This is a genomic window from Pseudomonas putida, from assembly GCF_030159595.1.
GTDB lineage: Bacteria > Pseudomonadota > Gammaproteobacteria > Pseudomonadales > Pseudomonadaceae > Aquipseudomonas > Aquipseudomonas putida_AC.
The window spans coordinates 833,901-854,416 of record NZ_BSKJ01000001.1; the positions used below are offsets into that span (position 1 = coordinate 833,901).

The following is a 20,516-nucleotide window of genomic DNA, read 5'->3' on the forward strand; positions in this document are numbered from 1 at the left end:
CTTCGCGGGCAAGCCCGCTCTCACAGGTAAACCACAATCTTCAAGCCTGTGGTATTTCTGTGGGAGCGGGCTTGCCCGCGAAGCAGACGACGCGATTTTTTCTAACGTGTAGCAATCCAGATCAACAACCCCGCCTGGAACACCGCAAACGCCACCAGGCAGGTGATGGTAAAGCGCAACCCGCCGTCTTCGCGCTGGTACTTGGCCACCCGCTCATCGCGCTCGCGCAGTTGCCCTTCCTTTTCCTGCAACTGGTGGTCGGCCTGCTGCAGCAGGTTGGCGGCATCCAGAATCTCCACGCGTTGCAGGCGCTCGCTGCTCCAGGCGGCCTTGAGCTGGCCCACGGTCATGCCCACGGTACGGCCCTTCAAATGCTGGCTGTCCTCGTACTCCACCTCGATACCCACCCCGCGCAAGCAGTGGTCACGGCGTAGGCGTGAGTCCTCGTTCAACGCATCCTTGCTTGGCAGCGTCATACCCTCCACCTGGTAGTGCGACCACTTGCGCTGCAGCCACTGCACGGCCTGGGCCAGCATGAAGCGGCCGATACCACGGTTCACCGGCTCCAGTTGCAGGCCATGCTCATTGCCGATACGCACCAGGCGTTCGGCATGGTCGACGCGGATGTCCAGGCGGTTCTGCTCTTTGTGCACTTTCTGTCCGGGCAGCTGGATTTCCAGGCGCAGCAGGCTGTGCGCCTTGTCGTGGCGCTCGGCATAGCCGAACTGCACAAAACGCAGTGGTCGTGCGCCAGTGCTGCGGTCGGTGGGCAGGGCTGCCAGGCGCAGCAGCTGGAAATGTTCGGGGGCAAGGTCGGCCCAGGGCAGGGCGGCGCTTGGCTGGGGGTCTTCGGCCGGCTCTACGGCGGCGGGGGCTGTGGTCATCAGGGCTTGTCCTCGGCTATGCCTGCTGTATCGGCAGGCATGCCCGGGACCTGAGCCCGTATCGCTTATGCCGAAGGCAAATGCTGGATGAACGTCACAATTCGCTCACCCAACTCGCGTGCCAGAGGCAGCTCCGGGTTGAGGTAGCTGTCACGCTGCTGGCTCATGCCCTTGGGGCTGATGCGCAGCATGTGGTTCATGCCGTCGATCAGCACCAGCTGTGCATCCGGCTTGGCTGCCTTCAGCCGTTCGGCATCGGCCACGTCCACTTGCACATCGTTGCGCCCCTGTACGATCAATGCGGGCATGGGCAGGCGGGCAAAGGCGGCCGCCGGGTTTTGCTGGAACAGCGAAATCAGGTACGGCTGCACGCTGGGGCGGAACACCTGGCGCAGCGGTGCGGGCACTTCCAGGCTGGTCTGCCCGGCCTGCAGGCGGTCGAGCAGGGCGCTGCCACCCGCCAGTTGGGCAGGCGGCAGGCGATGGGCCAGTTGTTCACGCAGCACCTCGGCCAGCGGCCGCCCGCTGCCGGCCAGGGTGATCACCGCGCTGGCACCTGCCTGCTCGGCGGCCAGGCTGGCGATCAGCGCGCCTTCGCTGTGGCCGATAAGGATCAGCGGGCCGAAGCGCGAGTCGGCCTTGAGTTTGTGGCTCCAGGCGACCACGTCGGCCACATAGCGCTCCACGCTGAGGTCACGCTCGTCGGGCGTGGCCGGCTGGCTGGCGGCCACACCGCGCTTGTCGTAGCGCACGCTGGCGATGTGCTCGTTGGCCAGTAGCAGGGCCAGGCGCTTGAGGTTGTCGACCCGGCCCGACGCGGGGTTGTTGCCGTCACGGTCGGTGGGGCCGGAGCCGGCGATGATCAGTACCACTGGTGGTGGGGTGGCCTGTTGTGGCAACAGCAGGCTGCCGTGCAGCACGCCCTGGCCGGTGTCCAGGTCGATGGGGCGTTGCAGCACGGTAGGGGCGGCCGCCTGGGCCAGGCCGGTGCATAGCAGGAAGAGGAGGGCGACGAGGCGCGACATCATGCGGTACTACATGGGGAGATGGTGGTTTGACCCAATGTTTGTGGGAAGGTTCTCGCCGTGTGCATGGCAGGCCCGGCCTCTTCGCGGGCCAGTCCGCGAAGAGGCCAGCACAGGCGAGCAAAGCATCTGTATACTGCTCCTTTCGTCCATTTCAGGCAGAACTCGCGGAGCGTCCATGTCCGGCAATACCTACGGCAAGCTGTTCACTGTCACCACCGCTGGCGAAAGCCATGGCCCGGCGTTGGTCGCCATTGTCGATGGATGCCCTCCGGGCCTGGAAATTTCCCTGGCCGACCTGCAGCACGACCTGGACCGGCGCAAGCCCGGCACCAGCCGGCACACCACCCAGCGGCAGGAAGCCGACGAGGTGGAAATCCTCTCCGGCGTGTTCGAAGGCCGCACCACCGGCTGCTCGATCGGCCTGCTGATCCGCAACACCGACCAGAAGTCCAAGGACTATTCGGCCATCAAGGACCTGTTCCGCCCCGCCCACGCCGACTACACCTATCACCACAAATACGGTGTCCGCGATTACCGCGGCGGTGGCCGCAGCTCGGCCCGCGAAACCGCCATGCGCGTGGCTGCCGGTGCCATCGCCAAGAAGTACCTGGCCACCCAGGGCATCACCGTGCGCGGCTACATGAGCCAGCTGGGCCCGATCGAAATCCCGTTCAAGACCTGGGAGTCGGTAGAGCAGAACGCCTTCTTCAGCCCCGACCCGGACAAGGTGCCGGAGCTTGAGGCCTACATGGACCAGCTGCGCCGTGACCAGGACTCGGTGGGTGCCAAGATTACCGTGGTGGCCGAGGGCGTGATGCCGGGTTTGGGCGAACCGATCTTCGACCGTCTGGACGCAGAGCTGGCCCACGCGCTGATGAGCATCAACGCGGTCAAGGGCGTGGAAATCGGCGCCGGCTTCGCCAGCGTTGCCCAGCGTGGTACTGAACACCGTGACGAATTGACCCCGGAAGGCTTCCTCAGCAACAACGCCGGCGGCATCCTGGGTGGCATTTCGTCGGGCCAGCCGATCGTTGCTCACCTGGCATTGAAGCCGACCTCCAGCATCACCACCCCGGGCCGTTCGATCGACATCGACGGCAACCCGGTGGACGTCATCACCAAAGGCCGCCACGACCCGTGCGTGGGCATCCGAGCTACGCCGATCGCCGAGGCGATGATGGCCATCGCGCTGATGGACCACCTGCTGCGTCACCGTGCGCAGAATGCTGATGTAAAAGTGAGTACCCCGGTGCTGGGCCAGCTCTGATTCACTTGTACCGGCCTCTTCGCGGGTAAACCCGCTCCCACAGGGATCTCGCAAACCCTGAGGGCAGCGAAATCCCTGTGGGAGCGGGTTTACCCGCGAAGAGGCCGGCCCAGGTCCCCACAAGGCCATCCCATGCAACCCATTCCCTACTGGCGCCTGTCCAGCTTCTATCTCTTCTACTTCGCTCTGCTAGGCTCCACTGCCCCTTTCCTGGCGCTGTACTTCGACCACCTGGGTTTCTCCCCGGCACGCATCGGCGAGCTGGTGGCCATCCCCATGCTGATGCGCTGCGTTGCCCCCAACCTGTGGGGCTGGCTGGGCGACCGCACCGGCCAGCGCCTGCTGATCGTGCGCCTGGGGGCGTTGTGCACCCTGGCCACCTTCGCCCTGATCTTCTTCGGCAAAAGTTACGCGTGGCTGGCGCTGGTAATGGCCCTGCACGCGTTCTTCTGGCACGCGGTACTGCCCCAGTTCGAGGTCATTACCCTGGCTCACCTGCACGGGCAAACGTCGCGCTACAGCCAGGTGCGCCTGTGGGGCTCGATCGGCTTCATCCTGACCGTGGTCGGCCTGGGCCGCCTGTTCGAATGGTTGAGCCTGGACATCTACCCGGTGGCGCTGGTCACCATCATGGCCGGCATTGTCGCCGCCAGCCTGTGGGTACCCAATGCCCAGCCGGTGGAGCAAGGTGAGCGCAGCAGCGCCGGTGGTTTTTTGCAGCAGTTGCGCGCCCCCGGGGTGATCGCGTTCTACGCTTGCGTGGCGCTGATGCAGCTCAGCCATGGGCCTTACTACACCTTTCTGACCCTTCACCTGGAGCACCTGGGCTATAGCCGTGGAGCCATCGGCTTGCTGTGGGCGCTGGGGGTGGTGGCCGAAGTGCTGATGTTCATGGTCATGAGCCGCCTGTTTGCCCGCTTCAGCGTGCAGCGGGTGTTGCTGGCCAGTTTCCTGTTGGCGGCCGTGCGCTGGCTGCTGTTGGGCAACCTGGCAGGTGAGCCGGCGGTGCTTATCCTTGCCCAGTTAATGCATGCGGCCACCTTTGGCTGCTTCCACGCTGCCAGCATTGCGTTCGTGCAGTCCAGCTTCGGCGCACGTCAGCAGGGCCAAGGGCAGGCGTTGTATGCGGCGTTGTCGGGTACCGGGGGGGCATTGGGGGCTTTGTATTCGGGCTACAGCTGGAAACTGCTGGGCCCCACCTTCACCTTTGGTATGGCCAGTGCCGCAGCCTTGGCCGCAGCCGTTATCATTGCCCTTTGTTCGCAACCGACCAGGACCCGTCCCTGATGAGCATTCTCAGTGTTTTCCACCCCTCCAGCCCGGAACTGCCGAACAAGGTGCTGACCCACCACGACGATATCGTCGCCACCTTGGCCGAGCAGGGCGTGCGTTTTGTGCATGCCGGGCATGGCTTGCGGGTGCGCCCTGGTACGGCCGAAGGCGAGGCGCTGGACGCATGCCGTGAGCATCTGGACCAGTTGATGACGGCGCATGGCTGCAAGGCATTCGTGCTGTTGAACCGCGACGGTGAAGACCCGGCGCAGGTCGATGTGCGCGATGAACATGTGCATGATGCCGAAGAGGTGTTTGCCGTAGTCAGCGGGCGTGCGCAGGTTGGCCTGCGTTTGGGCGACCGGGTGTATTCGGTGCTGTGCGAGAAGGGTGACCGGTTGGTGGTGCCGGCGGGGACGCGGCGCTGGGTAGAGCTGGGGGATACGCCGTTTTGCTTGGCGCTGCGGTTGTATGGCAGCGAGCAGGGTGTGCAGGCGCGGTTTACCGGGGATGTGACTGCGCGGGCGTTTCTGGGGATTGATGAGTTGTAGTGGCCTTGCTGGCCTCTTCGCGGGCAAGCCCGCTCCCACAGGGATTGCGCAAGACCTGAGGACAGCGCTGTACCTGTGGGAGCGGGCTTGCCCGCGAAGAGGCCAGGTGAAGCAACACAAAACTCAGCGATAGGTCGGCAGGGCAAACCGCTGCTGGCTTTGCAGCATCGAAATCACCGGCAGTTCACTGGCCTGTTCAGCCAGGTCACGGCGAATGGCGCTGATCGCCCAGGACAACTGCTCGGCACTGTGCAGTTGCGCATAGGTGAGCACCCGGCGGGTAACCTTGCCATCGGCTGCGCGCAGGGTCAGCAGCACGCCGCCATCGGGGCGGGCCTGGGTATTGACCTGGTAAGCAGAAAATACCGAGACGAACTTTTGCTGGATGAGGTCCATATCAACTCCTGGCTGTTGTGTGGCAGACATGAGTAGATAATTGCAGCGACCGTGCCAGATCCTGAATCCATAAAAAATCCAGTAAATACAGGGTTTTACGGAAGCTCTACGAAGGCGCCACCGTGCAGGTTGCATGGTCATGCATTTTGCACAGTGCATTTTGCACGAGTCAGGCATTGCCTATCGGCCCCATAGAAACTGAACCTTTGACCCCACTGGCGTGCCTGACAAACACTTGGGCAATCCTTTATGCCAGGAGGTTCCGATGACCCGCCAAACCGCTCCCGCCACCATGACCGACGACGAAACCGCCGCATTCGCCGAACAGGTATTCGAACGTGCCCGCCAGGGCGATGCCGAAATGCTTGGGCGCCTGCTCGCCAGCGGCCTGCCGGCCAACCTGCGCAACCATAAGGGCGATACTCTGCTGATGCTGGCCAGCTACCACGGCCACCACGACGCAGTGCGTGTGTTGCTGGCCAACGGTGCCGACCCGTTGATTGCCAACGACAGCGGCCAGTTGCCTATTGCCGGGGCTGCGTTCAAGGGGGACCTGACGATGATCTGCCTGCTGCTGGAGCATGGCGTGCCGGTGGACGCTGCCGCACAGGATGGGCGTACCGCGCTGATGCTGGCGGCCATGTTCAACCGCAGCGAGATCCTCGATTATCTGCTGGCCCAAGGCGCCGACCCGGCGCGTCAGGATGCCCGCGGCGCCACTGCGCTGATGGCGGCGCAAACCATGGGGGCGGTAGACGCCGCCGCACGCCTGCAAACGCTGGCCGGCTAACCATCTGGGGGCATTTGCGGCTATCCTTGGCGACTTTTCACCCGTCGCAGGCCCCCTTTCATGAAAACTCAGTTGCTCGAACTCATCAGCCTCATTGGTGCCGGCTGCATGCGCGAGGCCGACATCGAGCGCATCGCCGACGAGGCCGCCCAGGCTTACGCCGACCCGGTTGCCTTCCTGGCTGCCAACCCAGATATCAACTACGACGACTCCTTCCCGATCCCGCTGGGCGAATGGGTGGTGCTGGGCAGCCTGCCGGACACCGTGGTGTTCCAGGCTGACAGCTATCAAGCGCTGTTCCAGCAGATCAGCGACTCGTTCGACAACAGCGTGCCGTTCACCCTCAAGCCCAAACAGCTGGCCCGTACCGAGCCACTGACCGCCCTTAACCGCATTCAGGTGCAGATGGGGGCGTTGAACAAAGAGGCCGGCGGTTATGTGCTGCTTAACTTCAGCCAGTTGCTGGATGATGAATTGCAGGTGGTGATGGTCGGGCAGCATGACCTGGCGCGGGTGCTGGCGTTGGGGGCAGAGGTGGGCATCAAGGTCGAACCGGCGCTGGAAGCACTGAAAGTCGCTGTCCACATCTGATTTCGGCGATTGCGTCTTCGCGGGCAAGCACGCGAAGACGCCGGCACAGGCGACTTTTAACTTCACCCCAGCGCCGTATCCAGAAACATCATCACCGCAAACCCACCCATCAATCCCAGCGTCGCTGCTGTCTGGTGCCCATTACGGTGGGTTTCGGGTATCACCTCGTGGCTGACCACAAAGATCATCGCCCCCGCTGCCAGGCCCATGCTAATCGGGTAAGCCAGGGCAAAGCCGGTGGAAATCCCCAGCCCGATCACCGCCCCCAGCGGCTCCATCAACCCCGACCCGATCGCCACCAGCGCAGCCTTCAGGCTCGACAGCCCAGTGGCATGTAAGGCCAGCGCCACGGCCAGCCCCTCGGGGATGTCCTGGATGGCGATGGCGCTGGTCAGCGGCAAGCCGATGCTCATGTCGCCATTGGCGAAGCTCACGCCAATGGCCATGCCTTCAGGCAGGTTGTGCAGGGTGATCGCCAGCACGAACAGCCACACCCGGCTGATGCGCTCGGCTTCGGGGCCACACGGGCCGGTGCTTTCATGCTCGTGCGGGGTGAAGCGGTCCAGTCCCAGCATCAACAGCACACCCAAACCCATGCCCAGCACCACGGTAAAGGCCGCAGCCGGGCCGTTGCCGGTAATCTCGCGGGCCGCATCCAAGCCCGGCAGAATCAGCGAAAACGAGCTGGCCGCCAGCATCATGCCGGCGGCAAAGCCCAGCATCACGTCCTGGGCGCGTGCGCCAACGTCACGCAGCACCACCGCCAGCACAGCGCCCAAAGCCGTGGCGCCAAAGCCCGAGAGCCCGCCCAGCAAGGCCAGGTGCAGGTTGTCGGCGTGGTCGCCGTTTACCGCGTTCCACACGCTGGCGCCCAGCAGCACGACCACCGCCAGCAGGCTAAGGCCCAGGCCGGCGCTGAGCCAGGGGGTGTTCACGGCTTGCTGGCGCCAGGCGTGCAGCAGTGAGGGTGGGGCGGCGCTTTGCGTGTGGGCGGGGGGCATACGAACCTCGAATCAATGAATACCGGCAGTCTACTCAGAGACCTGCGCCAGCCGCCAAGGATTCGCTTCTATTGGCGCGATAGCTGACTATGCTGTGCAGCAAAGCCTTTTGACAGGAGTTTTAGCATGGGGTCGACATTCAACAGCCTGGTCGGGCTGATCATCCTGGCGCTGGATATCTGGGCCATCCTCAATGTGATCAAGAGTGGCAGCGAGGTGGGTATCAAGGTGTTGTGGATCTTGCTGATCGCTTTGTTGCCGGTGGTGGGCCTGGTGATTTGGGCCATCGCGGGGCCGCGGGGGAATGTGCGCATCTGAAAGGCTGGCACAGACAAAACCCGCAACACCCCAGTGACAAAATTTTCACATTGGTTTAAACAGAATCCGCACCCGCACAATGCTGCGTTGGTCTAGCGCCACCGCCTCTCCGCAAACCGCAATCCTAGGATCCTCCCATTCATGGCTAACACGGACGCCTTGAAGCAACAGGGCGCGCGAACGTCGTTTTCGCCGACCCTGAAATCCCACCTGGCCTACACGCTGCTCAGCGGCCTGGTGATCATGCTGATGCTCAGCCTGGTGCGCCTGGCGCTGCTGGTCTACAACAGCGACATGGTCGGCGATACGCCGTATTCCACCGTTGCCGAAGGCTTCCTCAACGGCTTGCGCTTCGACCTGCGGGTGGTGGTGTACCTGAGCATCCCGCTGCTGCTGGCTATCCTCAGTCCGTGGGCCATGGCCCGTCGTGGCGTGTTCCGTTTCTGGCTGACCCTCACCTCGAGCGTGGTGATGTTCCTTGGTCTGATGGAAATGGACTTCTACCGCGAGTTCCACCAGCGCCTCAACGGCCTGGTCTTCCAGTACATCAAGGAAGACCCGAAAACCGTCATGAGCATGCTCTGGTACGGCTTCCCGGTGGTGCGCTACCTGCTGGCCTGGGCCTTCGGCACTTGGCTGCTGAGCCTGCTGTTCAAGGGCATCGACCGTATCACCCGGGGTGACGGCGTGCAGCGCGTTGCACCGTGGTACAACCGCCTGGCGGTGTTCATGGTCATTTTGCTGGTGGCTGTGGTCGCCGCCCGTGGCACCTTGCGCCAGGGCCCGCCGATGCGCTGGGGTGATGCCTTCACGACCGATTCCAACTTCGTCAACCAGCTGGGCCTGAACGGTACCCTGACCCTGATCGACGCTGCCAAGAGCCGCTTCGGTGAGGACCGCGCCAACATCTGGAAACCGGTGCTGGAGCAGAACGTGGCCACGCAAAGCGTGCGCGAACAGCTGTTGACCGCCAACGACACCCTGGTCGATGCCGACGAGGCTGCCATCCGTCGCGACTTCGTGCCGCCGGCTGAGCGCACCTTGCCGATCAAGAACGTGGTGGTGATCCTGATGGAGAGTTTTGCCGGCCACTCGGTGGGCGCGCTGGGCAGCCCCAACAACATCACCCCGTACTTCGACAAGCTGGCCAAAGAAGGCCTGCTGTTCGACCGCTTCTTCTCCAACGGCACCCATACCCACCAGGGCATGTTCGCCACCATGGCCTGCTTCCCCAACCTGCCAGGCTTCGAATACCTGATGCAGACCCCGGAAGGCGGCCACAAGCTGTCTGGCCTGCCGGCCCTGCTCAGCGCCCGCGACTACGACGACGTATACGTTTACAACGGCGACTTTGCCTGGGACAACCAGTCCGGGTTCTTCGGCAATCAGGGCATGACCACCTTCATCGGCCGTAACGACTTCGTCAACCCGGTGTTCTCCGACCCGACCTGGGGCGTGTCCGACCAGGACATGTTCGACCGCGGCAACGAGGAACTGGCCAAGCACGATGGCAAGAAACCGATCTACGCGCTGCTGCAGACGCTGTCCAACCACACCCCGTATGCGCTGCCGAAGGACCTGCCGGTCGAGAAGGTAACTGGCCAGGGCCGCCTGGACGAGCACCTGACCGCCATGCGCTATTCAGACTGGGCGCTGGGCCAGTTCTTCGAGAAGGCGCGTAAAGAACCTTACTTCAAGGAAACCTTGTTCGTCATCGTCGGCGACCATGGCTTCGGCAACCACCAGCAGGTCACCGAGCTGGATCTGGGCCGCTTCAACGTGCCGCTGCTGCTGATTGCCCCAGGCATTCAGGATAAGTTCGGTGCGGTAAACCACACCGTGGGCACGCAGGTCGATATCGTGCCGACCATCATGGGCCGCCTGGGTGGCCAGGCCCGCCACCAGTGCTGGGGCCGCGACCTGCTCAACCTGCCTGAGGGCGATCAGGGCGTGGGCATGATCAAACCGTCGGGTAGCGAGCAGATTGTTGGCCTGGTGCAAGGCGACCGCATCCTGATCGAGTCCAAGGACATGAGCCCGCGCATGTACCGCTACCAGCTGGGCAGCGAGTTCAAGGCTGAGCTGATCGAAAGCCCGGACCAGCCGGAAATGCTCAAGAAGCTCGAAGCGTACATTCAGACCGCGACCAAGAGCCTGCTGGATAACACCGCTGGCGTGGTGCACGGCACACCGAAGTAACGCTGCAACAAGGGCCGCATTGCGGCCCATTCGCGGCTAAAGCCGCTCCCACAGGGATATCATCGCCTTCGAGGCCTGTGATACCCCTGTGGGAGCGGCTTTAGCCGCGAAGAGGCCAGCACAGACTGAACATTCTCTCAGCCCAAAGGTCAGTTATTCAGGCATCACACCAACTGGTGTTCTTGAATTGAGAGGGCTCGTTCAATGAAAGCGTGGGAAGTCATCTTTGCCGATCAGAAAGGCGAACCGTCCACCATGACCCTGCGGGCCGAGCACTGCCCCAGCGAAGAGGACGCCGCGCGGGCCATCCGTTCGCACCTGTTCCCGGTGATGGACGAGCTGGACCTCAACGACTTCCAGGACCGCACCATTTCCCCCACCGCCCGCTGGCTGAAAGAGCATAGCGGGGTGACCATCACCAGCATTCACGAAGCGCCCTGACCCACACGTTTGCGTGGTGCCTTTGCAGGCACTACGCTACTGGAGGGTGCCGCCTATTCTGCGGGTTGGCACCGCTTCAATTCGCGTCTTGCATCAGCTCGAACTGCCCGGCCAATGACTGCCGGCAGGTGCGTAGTGCACGGAAAGTCTATCCATAGCTTTATTCAGGAGGACGATTCATGAGCAGCCAGAACGACGATATCAGCAGCAACGTCCTGCGCCAGATGAAAGCAGGCGGGTTCGACTTCACCCAGATCCACCCCATCGAGTTCTATGCCGTATTCCCCGACGAAGCAGGGGCCCGCCGCGCGGCCGGGCAGTTTCGTGGTGAATCGCTCAATGCCCAGGTGAAGGAGCTGGGCGACGGTGCCTGGCACTTGGAACTGAGCAAGGTCATGTATGCCACCTATGGCGGGATTGGCGACTTTGAAGAGGCCTTCGAGCAGTTGGTGACACCTTATGGAGGGGAGGTGGAAGGGTGGGGCGTCAAGCATGAACGGCCGATTGCCTGAAGGTTGTGTGTGGCCTGATTCGCGGGTTTGCCCGCGAAGAGGGCCTCAAGGCTTACGCTTGGCCATATGCCCCAAATAGGCCAACAACGCATCCAGCTCCTGTTCACTCAACACACGTTCAGCAAAACCCGGCATCTTCGCCTGCGGCCATCGCCGCAGACTTTGCGGGTCCCGAATCAGCTTGCGCAGGTATTGCGGCTGAAAATACTCGGTAGGATTATGCGGCACATTCAAATCCGGTCCCACCTGCGCATCGCCAGCGCCGTTCAGCCGGTGGCACGCCAGGCAGTTCTGCTGGAACAAGGCAAAGCCTAGGCGCACCGGGCTGTCGGCCGGCAACTTCGGGTCGGGCAGCAGCGCCGGAAAACGCTGCGCCACCGGCGCCAACTTGCGAAGGGTGGAAATCTGGAACGGCCACTGTTCCGGGCGGATGCCGCTGGCCTGCGGCGCGGTCCACACCAGGTAGAACGGCCCCGCGCTCGGCTTGCCCTGGCCCAGTGGTGGCCATGGCCTGGCGGGGTCTTCTACAGCCAGCCAGGCCTGTGCCGGCCCTTGCTGCAGCAGTGGCGCAGCGGGCATTTCGGCGGCAAAGCCGTCCTCGGCCACGGCTTGCAGGTGATCGCTGGCGTTCACGCCTTTCAGTAGCGTGGCCAACGGCACCGCCCGATAGCGCATGGGGCGTTTGTAGGAAACGTCTTGTTCGATGCTGATATCCCGAGCCTGCGGATGGCCAAGCAGTTCGGCGCTGCTCCAATGGCGCGCATCAGCGCCCAGTTCAAGGTGCAGTTGCGCCGCCGACAGCGGCAGGCTCAGGAGCAACGCTAACAGGGCAAGGCAGTGACGCATGGGCAATCTCCGACCATCAAGGCCAGCAGGTTACCTGTGTCCTGCCCATTGGCGCCATCGCGACTGTCAGCCGAACAAACGTGTCAGGTTCGGCAATATCAGCAACAAAGTGGTGGCGAAGAGAATAAGCCCAGCTTGGCGAATTTTTGATTGTCTGAACATGGCGGACCGCCTTCTTTTTGTTATTCCTGAATACCCGTTGGCTTCCTTGTCGCACTTCGGGTCGATCGCAACGGCGCGGCGTGGCGCTTGGACTGCCTGCCTCTTGAACGTGGATATACAACCAACAGTAGGGGGTGCGGCATCCATGTTTGAGAACCCTTTCTTCTAATGGGTTTGGTCGATGATTTCTTTTCGCTATGAGGCCATGTGCCAGTCGGCTGGCATGCTCTGACTAGACAGTGGCGCAAGTGCCAGGCGGGTGCCGACAAAATGTGACCGTTCGTCAGTACAGCCTACTTGCTTGTACGTGTCTTTCGCGTCAGTCTCTACAGCAGATTCCCACCCATGTCGTTCAGGACTACCCCTATGTCGTTACGCGTCTGCATCCTTGAAACCGATGTCCTGCGACCGGAGTTGACCCCGCAGTACCAGGGCTACGGCAGGATGTTCGAGCAGCTCTTCTCGCGTCAGCCGATTGCCGCCGAATTTTGTGTGTACAACGTGATGCACGGCGATTACCCCGCCGACAATGAGGTGTTCGATGCCTACCTTGTGACGGGCAGCAAGGCCGATTCGTTCGGGGCCGATCCATGGATCCAGACGCTCAAGGCCTACCTGCTGAAACTGTACGAGCGTGGCGAGAAGCTGCTGGGGGTGTGTTTTGGTCATCAGTTGCTGGCGTTGACCCTGGGTGGCAAGGCCGAGCGGGCCGATAAGGGCTGGGGCGTAGGTATCCATCGCTACTCGCTGGCGGCCCATGCGCCGTGGATGGACCCGGAGGTGTCGGAGCTGACCTTGCTGATCAGCCACCAGGATCAGGTGACCGAATTGCCGGAAGGCGCCACGGTGATTGCTTCCAGCGATTTCTGCCCGAACGCGGCGTACCACATTCGTGACCAGGTGCTGTGCTTCCAGGGCCATCCGGAGTTCGTGCACGACTATTCCCGTGCGCTGCTGGATGCGCGCCAGCAATCCCTGGGGGATGAGGTGTACCACAAGGCCGTGGCCAGCCTGGCCAGCGAGCACCAGGGCGACCTGGTGGGGGAGTGGATGTTGCGCTTTATCCAGCAGTCGGCGTAGGCGCGGCTACCTACCCTGTGGGAGCGGGCTTGTCCCGCGAATCAGGCGGCGCGGTGGATGGCACCGGCTTCGCCGGTGTTCGCGGGACAAGCCCGCTCCCACAACGCCCCCGGTATTCTCAAAGCCAGCCTGACTTCTTGAAGCTGGCAAACAACCCCGTACATCCCAGCACGATCACCCCCAGTACCCCGAAATACCCGTAGTGCCACCCCAGCTCTGGCATGTTCTGGAAGTTCATCCCGTAAATCCCGGCAATCGCTGTAGGGAACGCCAGGATCGCCGCCCAGGCTGCGAACTTGCGCTGCACGATGCTTTGGCGTGACGACTCCAGCAGCATGCCGATCTCGATGGTCTGGCTGGCGATGTCGCGGATGCCGGCCAGGTCTTCCATCTGCCGCGTCACATGAATCTGCACATCACGGAAGTATGGCCGCATGTTCTTGTCGATGAACGGGAAGCTCAGGCGTTGCAGTTCCTCGCTTACTTCCACCATCGGTGCCACATAGCGGCGCAGGCGCAGGATATCGCGGCGCAGGCTGTGCAGGCGACGGATGTCATCCTCTTGAAGCGAGCCGCCGAGCACGCTTTGCTCCAGCGCTTCGATCTCGCCATGAATGGCTTCGCTGACCGGCTGGTAGTTCTCGGTCACGAAGTCGAGCAGGGCGTACAGCACGAAGTCTTCACCGTGTTCCAGCAGCAATGGCCGCGCTTCACAGCGCTGGCGCACCAGGGCGTAGGACTTGGAGTGGCCGTTGCGGCAAGTGATGATGTAGCCGTTCCCCGCGAAGATATGGGTTTCGATGAACTCAAGCTTGCCTTCGTGGCGCACAGGCGAGTAGGTGACGATGAACAGCGCATCGCCGAAGGTTTCAAGCTTTGGTCGGCTGTGCTTTTCGAGGGCGTCTTCGATGGCCAGTTCGTGCAGGTTGAACTGGCACTGCAGGTTGGCCAGCTCCTCGGCGTTGGGCTCTTCCAGGCCGATCCACACGAAGTGCCCCGGCTTGCGTGCCCACTCGCTGCCTTCATCGATACTGATGTTGGTGACCTTTCTACCGGCGCTATACACCGCCGATGCCACGACTCGCCCCATGGTTGCCCGCTTATTCCGGTTGAACACGGGTTACAGCTTGGGCCGTACCCGGCCCAAGAGCAACCCGCATCAGGCCAGCTCGTGCTCCATGCGGTCGATGCACTGTTGCATCTGCACCCGGCACTGCTCGATCAGTGCCGGGATGTCCTGTTGGGTCATGCCAGTGGTGGCAATGGGTGGCAGCGAGCGCACGATCACCGAGCGCTGGCGCCAGCTATTGAGGCTCATGCGCTTGGCATAGCGACTGACGCACACTGGCACAATGGGCACTCCAGCCTCGATGGCCATGTGAAACGCGCCTTTCTTGAAGGCCATCAACTGTTCGCCAGCGTTTCGCGTGCCTTCAGGGAAAATCCAGATCGAGGTGTCGTCATGCAGCACGCGGGTGGTCTTCTGCAGCGCCTTGCGCGCTTGGTAGGCGTTCTTGCGGTCGATCAGCACGTTGCCGCCCAGCCAGAACAGCTGGCCGAACAGCGGGATCCAGCCCAGGCTTTTCTTGCCGATAGCCACGGTGCGCTGCGGCACCACCTGACCGATCACGAACAGGTCGAAGTTGGACTGGTGGTTGGCAATGATCACGCAACCGGGCGGCTGGTCCCATAGCGGCCCGACCTCGGCCTTGACCTTGATGCGCATCAGCCAGGTGGCTGGCCGGCTGTAGAGGTGGGCAAACACCCGGCTGTTGTCGGGATTGAAGGGGCGGCACAGGCCAATGACCAGGCCCACGGCGCCAACGGCAAGAAAATGCAGCGCCAGCAGGAGCATGCGCAACGAATAAAGCATGGTACGACTCACACCAGACAGTCGCCGGGCAGTGTACGGGTGTGCACTGGCTGCGGCAAACCCTGGTGTGAGCCTGTTCCGGCCTCTTCGCGGGTAAACCCGCTCCCACAGGTGCTGCGCTGCCTTCAGGTCTGGCGCTATCCCTGTGGGAGCGGGTTTACCCGCGAAAGGGCCGGTGCGGTTAGCCCATAGGGTGCTGGTCCAGCTCGATCGCCTTGTCCAGCGCTTCCAGCAGCCCTTTGCGCACCTTCAACTTGGTGTTCTTGTGCGCCAGCATGTTCAGCTTCTTCAACTCCCGCGCCGTCGCCAGCGCCGCTTCCTGCAATTGTTCAGCCGGCACCACCTTGTCGAGGAATCCGGCATCCACCGCCGCGTGCGGGTCGAACACCTCGGCGTTGATCACCGAACGATGGAAAGCCGAACGACGCAGGCGGTCGCGAGCCAGTTCAATGCCGGCATGGTGCATGGTCATGCCGATCTGCACTTCGTTCAGGCACACCTTGAACGGCCCTTCGACGCCAATGCGGTAGTCGGCCGACAGCAGCAGGAAGGCGCCCTTGGCCACGGCATTGCCAGGGCAGGCGACCACCACCGGGAACGGGTGCGACAGCAGGCGGCGGGCGAGGGTGGAGCCAGCAGTGACCAGGCTGATGGCTTCTTTCGGGCCGCTGGTCATCACCTTGAGGTCGTAACCGCCAGACAGAATGCCCGGCTGCCCGGTGATGATCACCACGGCGCGCTCCTGTTCGGCGCGGTCGAGCGCGGCGTTGAAGGCGGTGATGACGTCCGGCGAGATGGCGTTGACCTTGCCGTTGTTCAGGGTCAGGGTGGCGATGCCGTCTTCGGCGTGGTAGGTAATCAGCTCGCTCATGGCAGAGTCCTTTTGTTGGCGTGGCGACGACGTTACCCAGCGCCAGAGGCCAGGTAAAGCAGCAAGGCTGACTGGTCGGTCAGTGTTCACCGTGGCTCAAATGCAAATACATGAAAAAACTGAAAAAAATGCTTGCCAAAGGAAAGCGCTTTCACTAAATTAGCGCACCTCGACGGGCTGCAAGGCTTGAAGAGAAACGGTGAAGTGTCCGAGTGGTCGAAGGAGCACGCCTGGAAAGTGTGTATACGAGAAATCGTATCAAGGGTTCAAATCCCTTCTTCACCGCCACATTCTGCGAAGAGCCCCCGCGCTGAAAAGCCGGGGGCTTTTTGCATTCTGGGCCTTTGGGCGGGCAATACTCAAAGGCCGGCGGGATACCTGTTTGTGGGAGCGGGCTTGTCCCGCGAAGCAGGCGACGCGGTGTATGGCACCGGCTTTGCCGGTGTTCGCGGGGCAAGCCCGCTCCCACAGGTAGCCCCTGCTAGCTAAAAGCTGACCGAAGCCGACAGCCGAGCGGTACGTGGCGCGCCCTGGAACAGGTAGTTATCCCCCAGGTAGTCCCCCACATCGCGCCAATAGCGTTTGTCGAACACGTTATCCACGGTCAGGCGCAGCACCGTGTCATACCCGCCGATATGTGTGCGGTAGCGGCTACCCACGTCGAACACGGTATACCCGCCAACCTCCACGTTCCCCGCCTGGCTTGCATACTTGCTGGCGCTGTACCGTGCCCCGCCCAGCAGCGCCAGCCCCGGCACCGGCAACGTGTATTCCGCGTGCAGCGCTGCCCGGAACCTGGGCACATTGATTGCCTGATGGCCTTCATAAGCATCGGTACCGCTGTTCTGCACCCGCGCCCGAATGGCTGCGGCACTGGCCTGCACTTGCAGGTTCCGGGTCACCCAGCCGCTGGCGCCCAGTTCCAGGCCGGTGTTTTTCTGCTGGCCCTGCTGCACATAGGTGAAGTAGCCCGTGTCGTCGGGGCGTGCGTACTGGTAGGCCTGGCGGATCTGGAACAGCGCGGCGCTGAGGCTCAGGCCTTGCCAGTCATGTTTGAGGCCCAGTTCCAGTTGGTGGGAGGTCGTGGGGGCAAGGATTTCGAATTTGTTCAGCGCAAACCACGGCGCTGTGCCGCCGGCCGACAGGCCCTTGGCATAGCTGGCGTATACCGTGGTGTTCGGCTGCGGCTTATAGATAAGCGCAGCATTGGGCAGCAACTCATACTGGCGGGTATGGCGCCCGGCAACCCCGTTCTCGTCCCAGGTCTTTTCATCCAGGCGCACTTCGCGGGCGCCCAGTACAGTTTGCCATTGCTCGTTGAAGCTGATGCGATCGCTGACGAACAGGCCATACTGGCGGCTGTCCAGGCGGCGTTCGCTGGCGCCAATGGGTTTGTCGGAAGGTGGTTGGGCTGGGGAGCCTGTGTCGATATTTCCGGGGTGTTCCAGAAGCTCGTTGTAGTAGGTGCGTTGATCCAGCGTCCGACGTTGAGCGCTGGTCCCCACGGTCAACTCATGGCTGTTGCCGGCAACGTCAAACCGTCCGTTGACCATCGCCTGTGCCTCATCGACGCGCCTGGTGTCGTCAGGGCTGCGGAAATCATAGATATCGTAGTCGCCTTCCGGGCTGAAATGAGACTGCCAGCCATCTTCGCTTCCCCAGGCAAACGCGCTGTAGTCGTCGATCACCACCTTGCTGCGAGAGGCGCTCAAAGTGCCCGTCCAGGCCTCGTTGAAGCGGTACTCGAAGCGCCCGCCCAGGTTCAGCGAGTCGTTCTGCACGGGCTTGGCCCAATCCTGGTAAGCCAGGCGGTCAGCCGGGTCTATGCCGTGGGGCACGTCGGTACCGCCCAGCAGTTGGTAACCCGGCACCGAGTACTGTTCGCGGTGCTGGTATTCGGCATCCAGCTGCAAGGTGGCATCCGGGTTGATTTGCCAGTCGAAGGCCAGCGAGGCGAAATCGCGCTTGCCGTCGGCGTGGTCGACGTAGGCGCGGATGTCTTCATGGGCCAGGTTGGCGCGCAGGCCAAACTGCTTTTCGCTGCCGAACCAACCGCCCAGGTCGGTGGCCAGGTAGCGTTCGCCTTGTGCGTTGGTCGACACGGTAACGCTGCGCACCTCCTCGGCGCGCTTGGTCACATAGTTGACCAGGCCGCCTGGCTCAGACACGCCGCTCTGCAAACCTGACAGGCCCTTGAGCAGTTCTACTTGCTGTTTGTTTTCCAGCGCCACGTTCTGCTCGCCGGCGATGGTCTGGCCATTGATGCGGTAGCTGCTGGCGGCATTCAGCTCGAAGCCGCGCACGTTGAAGTTTTCGTAGTAGCCGATGGGGGCATAGCTTTCGCCCACAGAGGCGTCACTTTGCAGGACTTCGCTGAGCTTGCGCACCTGGCGGTCTTCCAGCAGTGGCTGGCTGAACACACTGACCGAGGCGGGCGTATCGAGCAAGGGTGCGGGCTGCAAGCCACCCACTGCTGCCTGGCGTGCCTGGTAGCCATCGTTGGAATAGGTGTCGGATACCTGCAGCGGCGCCAGCACCACGCTGTCTTCGGCAAGCACATGGGGGCAATGCAGGGCCAGGCCCAGGCTGAGCAGGCTCAGGGGCAGGCGGGGGTGACGCGGGGGCATGCGAGGGCTCCGACCATGAAAAAGGCGGCATCTTAACAGCCGCCCTCAGCATAAAACGATCCGGGCCCCGCGATATTCAGTCCTGGTTGGCTGGCCGCTTGTGCTGCCGCCAACTGTCATCGATTTTTGACCAGGTTTTGCCGTCAGTTATCGCCATGAGCTTGCGCCCATCCTTGAAGGTGGCCAGGAAGGTGGCTTCTTCTTCCTTGCCACCCAGCCACAGCCCGGCCAGCAAGCCCACGGGCCCGGCCACCAGGGCGCCGGCCACGCCCCAGCCAAGGGCGCTGCCCAGGCTGCGGCTGGGTTCCAGGCTGGCCAACCGCAAGTCGCTGATGCGGGCCAGGGAAATCCGCTCACCCGGGGAGGGGCTGCGCGGGGTCTTGAGTGTGAGCGATCCGTTGCGATACTCGCCTTCACCTTGCAAGAAATCGCCGGATTGCACCGTGAGTCTTGTCATAACGTCGTCCTGTCAGGGAAAGGGCATTGACCAGCGCCTACTGAGCGCTGCCCGGGCAGGCAAGTCAACGGCAATACGACGGAGGGTAGTGCGGTACGATGTCGCCCTTGTAAGGATCAAGCTGCCTTTCGATTAGCCAATCCCCACGCCAGCAACGCCAGCCCGCCTATCACCAGGCCTGCTACTACAATGCCCTTCCAACCCTGGTGCTGGAACAACTGTGTACCCAGCAGCGACCCCAGCGCCCCGCCAATGAAGTAGCAGGTGATGTACCCGGCATTCAGCCGTGTACGCGCCTCGGGCCGTAGGGCAATGACTGCGTTCTGGTTGCTGACGTGCACCAGTTGCACTGCCAGGTCGAGCATCAGCACGCCCAGCAGCAACGCTGGCAGTGACTGTTCGGCAAACCCCAACGGCACCCACGACAGCAGCAACACCACTAGGCCCACGGTGGTGCCCAGTGAGCCCTTGCCACGGTCGGCCAGTCGCCCGGCCCAGTTGGCCGACAGCGCACCCGCCGCGCCGGCCAGGCCGAACAGGCCGATCACGGCATCCGAATAATGGTAGGGACCTTTTGCCAGCAGAAACGCCAGCGGTGTCCAGAACAGCGCAAACAGGCTGAACGACAGCAGGCCGAGCAGTGAACGCAGGCGCAGTACGGGCTCTTCGAGGAACAGGCGGAACACCGAGCCGATCAACGCCGGGTACTTCAGCCCGGCGTGGCTGTGATGCTGTGGCAAGCTGCGGTACAGCGCCACGGCGGTGATCGCCATCAGTACGGCGGCCAGCACATAGATGCTGCGCCAGCCGCCCAACTCGGCCATGAAGCCGGCTGCGGTGCGCGCCAGCAGGATGCCCAGCAGCAGGCCGCTCATCAGCGTGCCGACCGCGCGCCCACGCTGATGCGGCTCGCTCAGGGTAGCGGCCATCGGCACGAGGATCTGCGCCACCACCGAGAACAGCCCGGTCAGCGCTGTGCCGAGGATCAGCCAGGGCAGGCTTGGCGCACAGGCGCTGATGACCAGCCCTAGGGTGGAGATAACGGTCATCACGGTAATCAGCCGGCGCTGTTCGAACAGGTCACCCAGCGGTGCCAGCAGTAACAGGCCGGCGCCATAACTGAGTTGCGCGGCAATCACGATGCTGCCGGCGCTGGCAGTGCTCAGGCCAAACTGCTCGGCGATGCTATGCAGCAGCGGTTGGGCGTAGTAGTTGCTGGCCACGGCCAGGCCGGTGGCGGTGGCCATCAGCAGGATCAGGGCGCGGCTGAGAGTGGGGGCTTTCATGCGGTTCTCGTGGCGGGCAGTAGTCAGTGGGTGGATTATCAAGAAGTGTCAGGCATGACACCAA

General features: G+C 62.7%; 21 protein-coding genes and 1 tRNA gene. 11 read left to right on the forward strand and 11 right to left on the reverse strand.

The window, feature by feature from the left end; genetic code table 11:
* Window positions 1–101: 101 nt before the first annotated feature.
* Entirely contained in the window at window positions 102–884 is a 783-nt protein-coding gene (locus tag QQL85_RS03810; protein WP_284355245.1) for a hypothetical protein, read from the reverse strand.
* Window positions 885–949: 65 nt separating this feature from the next.
* Window positions 950–1,912, reverse strand: a complete 963-nt coding sequence (locus QQL85_RS03815) for an alpha/beta hydrolase (RefSeq protein WP_284355246.1) — start codon at window positions 1,910–1,912, stop codon at window positions 950–952.
* Between the two features lie 175 nt (window positions 1,913–2,087).
* On the opposite strand from QQL85_RS03815, the gene aroC reads away from it, so the two are divergent.
* From aroC to QQL85_RS03830, 3 genes are all read left to right on the forward strand, one after another.
* Window positions 2,088–3,179: a chorismate synthase gene (aroC, locus tag QQL85_RS03820; protein WP_284355247.1), complete on the forward strand. Its 1,092-nt coding sequence runs from the start codon at window positions 2,088–2,090 to the stop codon at window positions 3,177–3,179.
* Window positions 3,180–3,311: 132 nt separating this feature from the next.
* A complete protein-coding gene (locus tag QQL85_RS03825) occupies window positions 3,312–4,466 on the forward strand; it encodes an MFS transporter (RefSeq protein WP_284355248.1) in 1,155 nt (384 codons plus the stop codon).
* Entirely contained in the window at window positions 4,466–5,002 is a 537-nt protein-coding gene (locus tag QQL85_RS03830; RefSeq protein ID WP_284355249.1) for an oxidase, read from the forward strand. The genes QQL85_RS03825 and QQL85_RS03830 overlap by 1 nt, the downstream gene beginning before the upstream one ends.
* 123 nt (window positions 5,003–5,125) lie before the next feature.
* On the opposite strand, the gene QQL85_RS03835 is transcribed toward QQL85_RS03830, so the two are convergent.
* A complete protein-coding gene (locus QQL85_RS03835) occupies window positions 5,126–5,398 on the reverse strand; it encodes a DUF3509 domain-containing protein (protein ID WP_016715071.1) in 273 nt (90 codons plus the stop codon).
* A gap of 265 nt (window positions 5,399–5,663) precedes the next feature.
* Between QQL85_RS03835 and QQL85_RS03840 the strand changes: the two genes are divergently transcribed.
* Both QQL85_RS03840 and QQL85_RS03845 read left to right on the forward strand, forming a co-directional pair.
* Window positions 5,664–6,188, forward strand: a complete 525-nt coding sequence (locus QQL85_RS03840) for an ankyrin repeat domain-containing protein (RefSeq protein WP_284355250.1) — start codon at window positions 5,664–5,666, stop codon at window positions 6,186–6,188.
* 60 nt (window positions 6,189–6,248) lie between these two features.
* Window positions 6,249–6,779 (forward strand): hypothetical protein, encoded by a 531-nt coding sequence (locus QQL85_RS03845; RefSeq protein WP_284355251.1) that lies wholly within the window; start codon window positions 6,249–6,251, stop codon window positions 6,777–6,779.
* Window positions 6,780–6,841: 62 nt separating this feature from the next.
* Here the strand turns inward: QQL85_RS03845 and QQL85_RS03850 are convergent, their stop codons facing one another.
* Window positions 6,842–7,780 (reverse strand): ZIP family metal transporter, encoded by a 939-nt coding sequence (locus QQL85_RS03850; protein ID WP_284355252.1) that lies wholly within the window; start codon window positions 7,778–7,780, stop codon window positions 6,842–6,844.
* 126 nt (window positions 7,781–7,906) lie between these two features.
* On the opposite strand from QQL85_RS03850, the gene QQL85_RS03855 reads away from it, so the two are divergent.
* From QQL85_RS03855 to QQL85_RS03870, 4 genes are all read left to right on the forward strand, one after another.
* Window positions 7,907–8,098, forward strand: coding sequence for a PLDc N-terminal domain-containing protein (locus QQL85_RS03855; protein ID WP_012271091.1), 192 nt, complete (start codon window positions 7,907–7,909; stop codon window positions 8,096–8,098).
* 141 nt (window positions 8,099–8,239) lie between these two features.
* A complete protein-coding gene (locus QQL85_RS03860; protein ID WP_284355253.1) occupies window positions 8,240–10,297 on the forward strand; it encodes an LTA synthase family protein in 2,058 nt (685 codons plus the stop codon).
* Window positions 10,298–10,501: 204 nt separating this feature from the next.
* The gene (locus QQL85_RS03865; RefSeq protein WP_016715076.1) at window positions 10,502–10,738 is read left to right on the forward strand and encodes a hypothetical protein; all 237 of its coding nucleotides are present in this window, start codon (window positions 10,502–10,504) and stop codon (window positions 10,736–10,738) included.
* Window positions 10,739–10,917: 179 nt separating this feature from the next.
* Window positions 10,918–11,250, forward strand: a complete 333-nt coding sequence (locus QQL85_RS03870; protein ID WP_016715077.1) for a ribonuclease E inhibitor RraB — start codon at window positions 10,918–10,920, stop codon at window positions 11,248–11,250.
* 45 nt (window positions 11,251–11,295) lie between these two features.
* On the opposite strand, the gene QQL85_RS03875 is transcribed toward QQL85_RS03870, so the two are convergent.
* Entirely contained in the window at window positions 11,296–12,096 is an 801-nt protein-coding gene (locus QQL85_RS03875; RefSeq protein ID WP_284355254.1) for a cytochrome c, read from the reverse strand.
* Between the two features lie 528 nt (window positions 12,097–12,624).
* Here QQL85_RS03875 and QQL85_RS03880 point away from each other — a divergent pair.
* On the forward strand, window positions 12,625–13,338 hold the full coding sequence (locus QQL85_RS03880; RefSeq protein ID WP_284355255.1) for an amidotransferase: 714 nt from the start codon (window positions 12,625–12,627) through the stop codon (window positions 13,336–13,338).
* A gap of 118 nt (window positions 13,339–13,456) precedes the next feature.
* On the opposite strand, the gene QQL85_RS03885 is transcribed toward QQL85_RS03880, so the two are convergent.
* The 3 genes from QQL85_RS03885 to QQL85_RS03895 form a co-directional block, all read right to left on the reverse strand.
* Window positions 13,457–14,428 (reverse strand): magnesium and cobalt transport protein CorA, encoded by a 972-nt coding sequence (locus tag QQL85_RS03885; protein ID WP_156859385.1) that lies wholly within the window; start codon window positions 14,426–14,428, stop codon window positions 13,457–13,459.
* Between the two features lie 69 nt (window positions 14,429–14,497).
* On the reverse strand, window positions 14,498–15,211 hold the full coding sequence (locus tag QQL85_RS03890; RefSeq protein ID WP_284355256.1) for a lysophospholipid acyltransferase family protein: 714 nt from the start codon (window positions 15,209–15,211) through the stop codon (window positions 14,498–14,500).
* Between the two features lie 181 nt (window positions 15,212–15,392).
* Complete coding sequence (locus QQL85_RS03895; protein WP_284355257.1) at window positions 15,393–16,082, reverse strand: crotonase/enoyl-CoA hydratase family protein; 690 nt, start codon at window positions 16,080–16,082, stop codon at window positions 15,393–15,395.
* 198 nt (window positions 16,083–16,280) lie between these two features.
* On the opposite strand from QQL85_RS03895, the gene QQL85_RS03900 reads away from it, so the two are divergent.
* Window positions 16,281–16,370, forward strand: a tRNA-Ser gene (locus tag QQL85_RS03900).
* A 197-nt stretch (window positions 16,371–16,567) separates the two neighbouring features.
* On the opposite strand, the gene QQL85_RS03905 is transcribed toward QQL85_RS03900, so the two are convergent.
* The 3 genes from QQL85_RS03905 to QQL85_RS03915 form a co-directional block, all read right to left on the reverse strand.
* Window positions 16,568–18,709 carry a TonB-dependent siderophore receptor gene (locus tag QQL85_RS03905; protein ID WP_284355258.1) on the reverse strand — a complete coding sequence of 714 codons (2,142 nt, stop codon included), beginning with the start codon at window positions 18,707–18,709 and terminating at the stop codon, window positions 16,568–16,570.
* A 76-nt stretch (window positions 18,710–18,785) separates the two neighbouring features.
* A complete protein-coding gene (locus QQL85_RS03910) occupies window positions 18,786–19,166 on the reverse strand; it encodes a hypothetical protein (protein WP_284355259.1) in 381 nt (126 codons plus the stop codon).
* A gap of 116 nt (window positions 19,167–19,282) precedes the next feature.
* Window positions 19,283–20,452: an MFS transporter gene (locus tag QQL85_RS03915; protein ID WP_284355260.1), complete on the reverse strand. Its 1,170-nt coding sequence runs from the start codon at window positions 20,450–20,452 to the stop codon at window positions 19,283–19,285.
* Window positions 20,453–20,516: the final 64 nt, after the last annotated feature.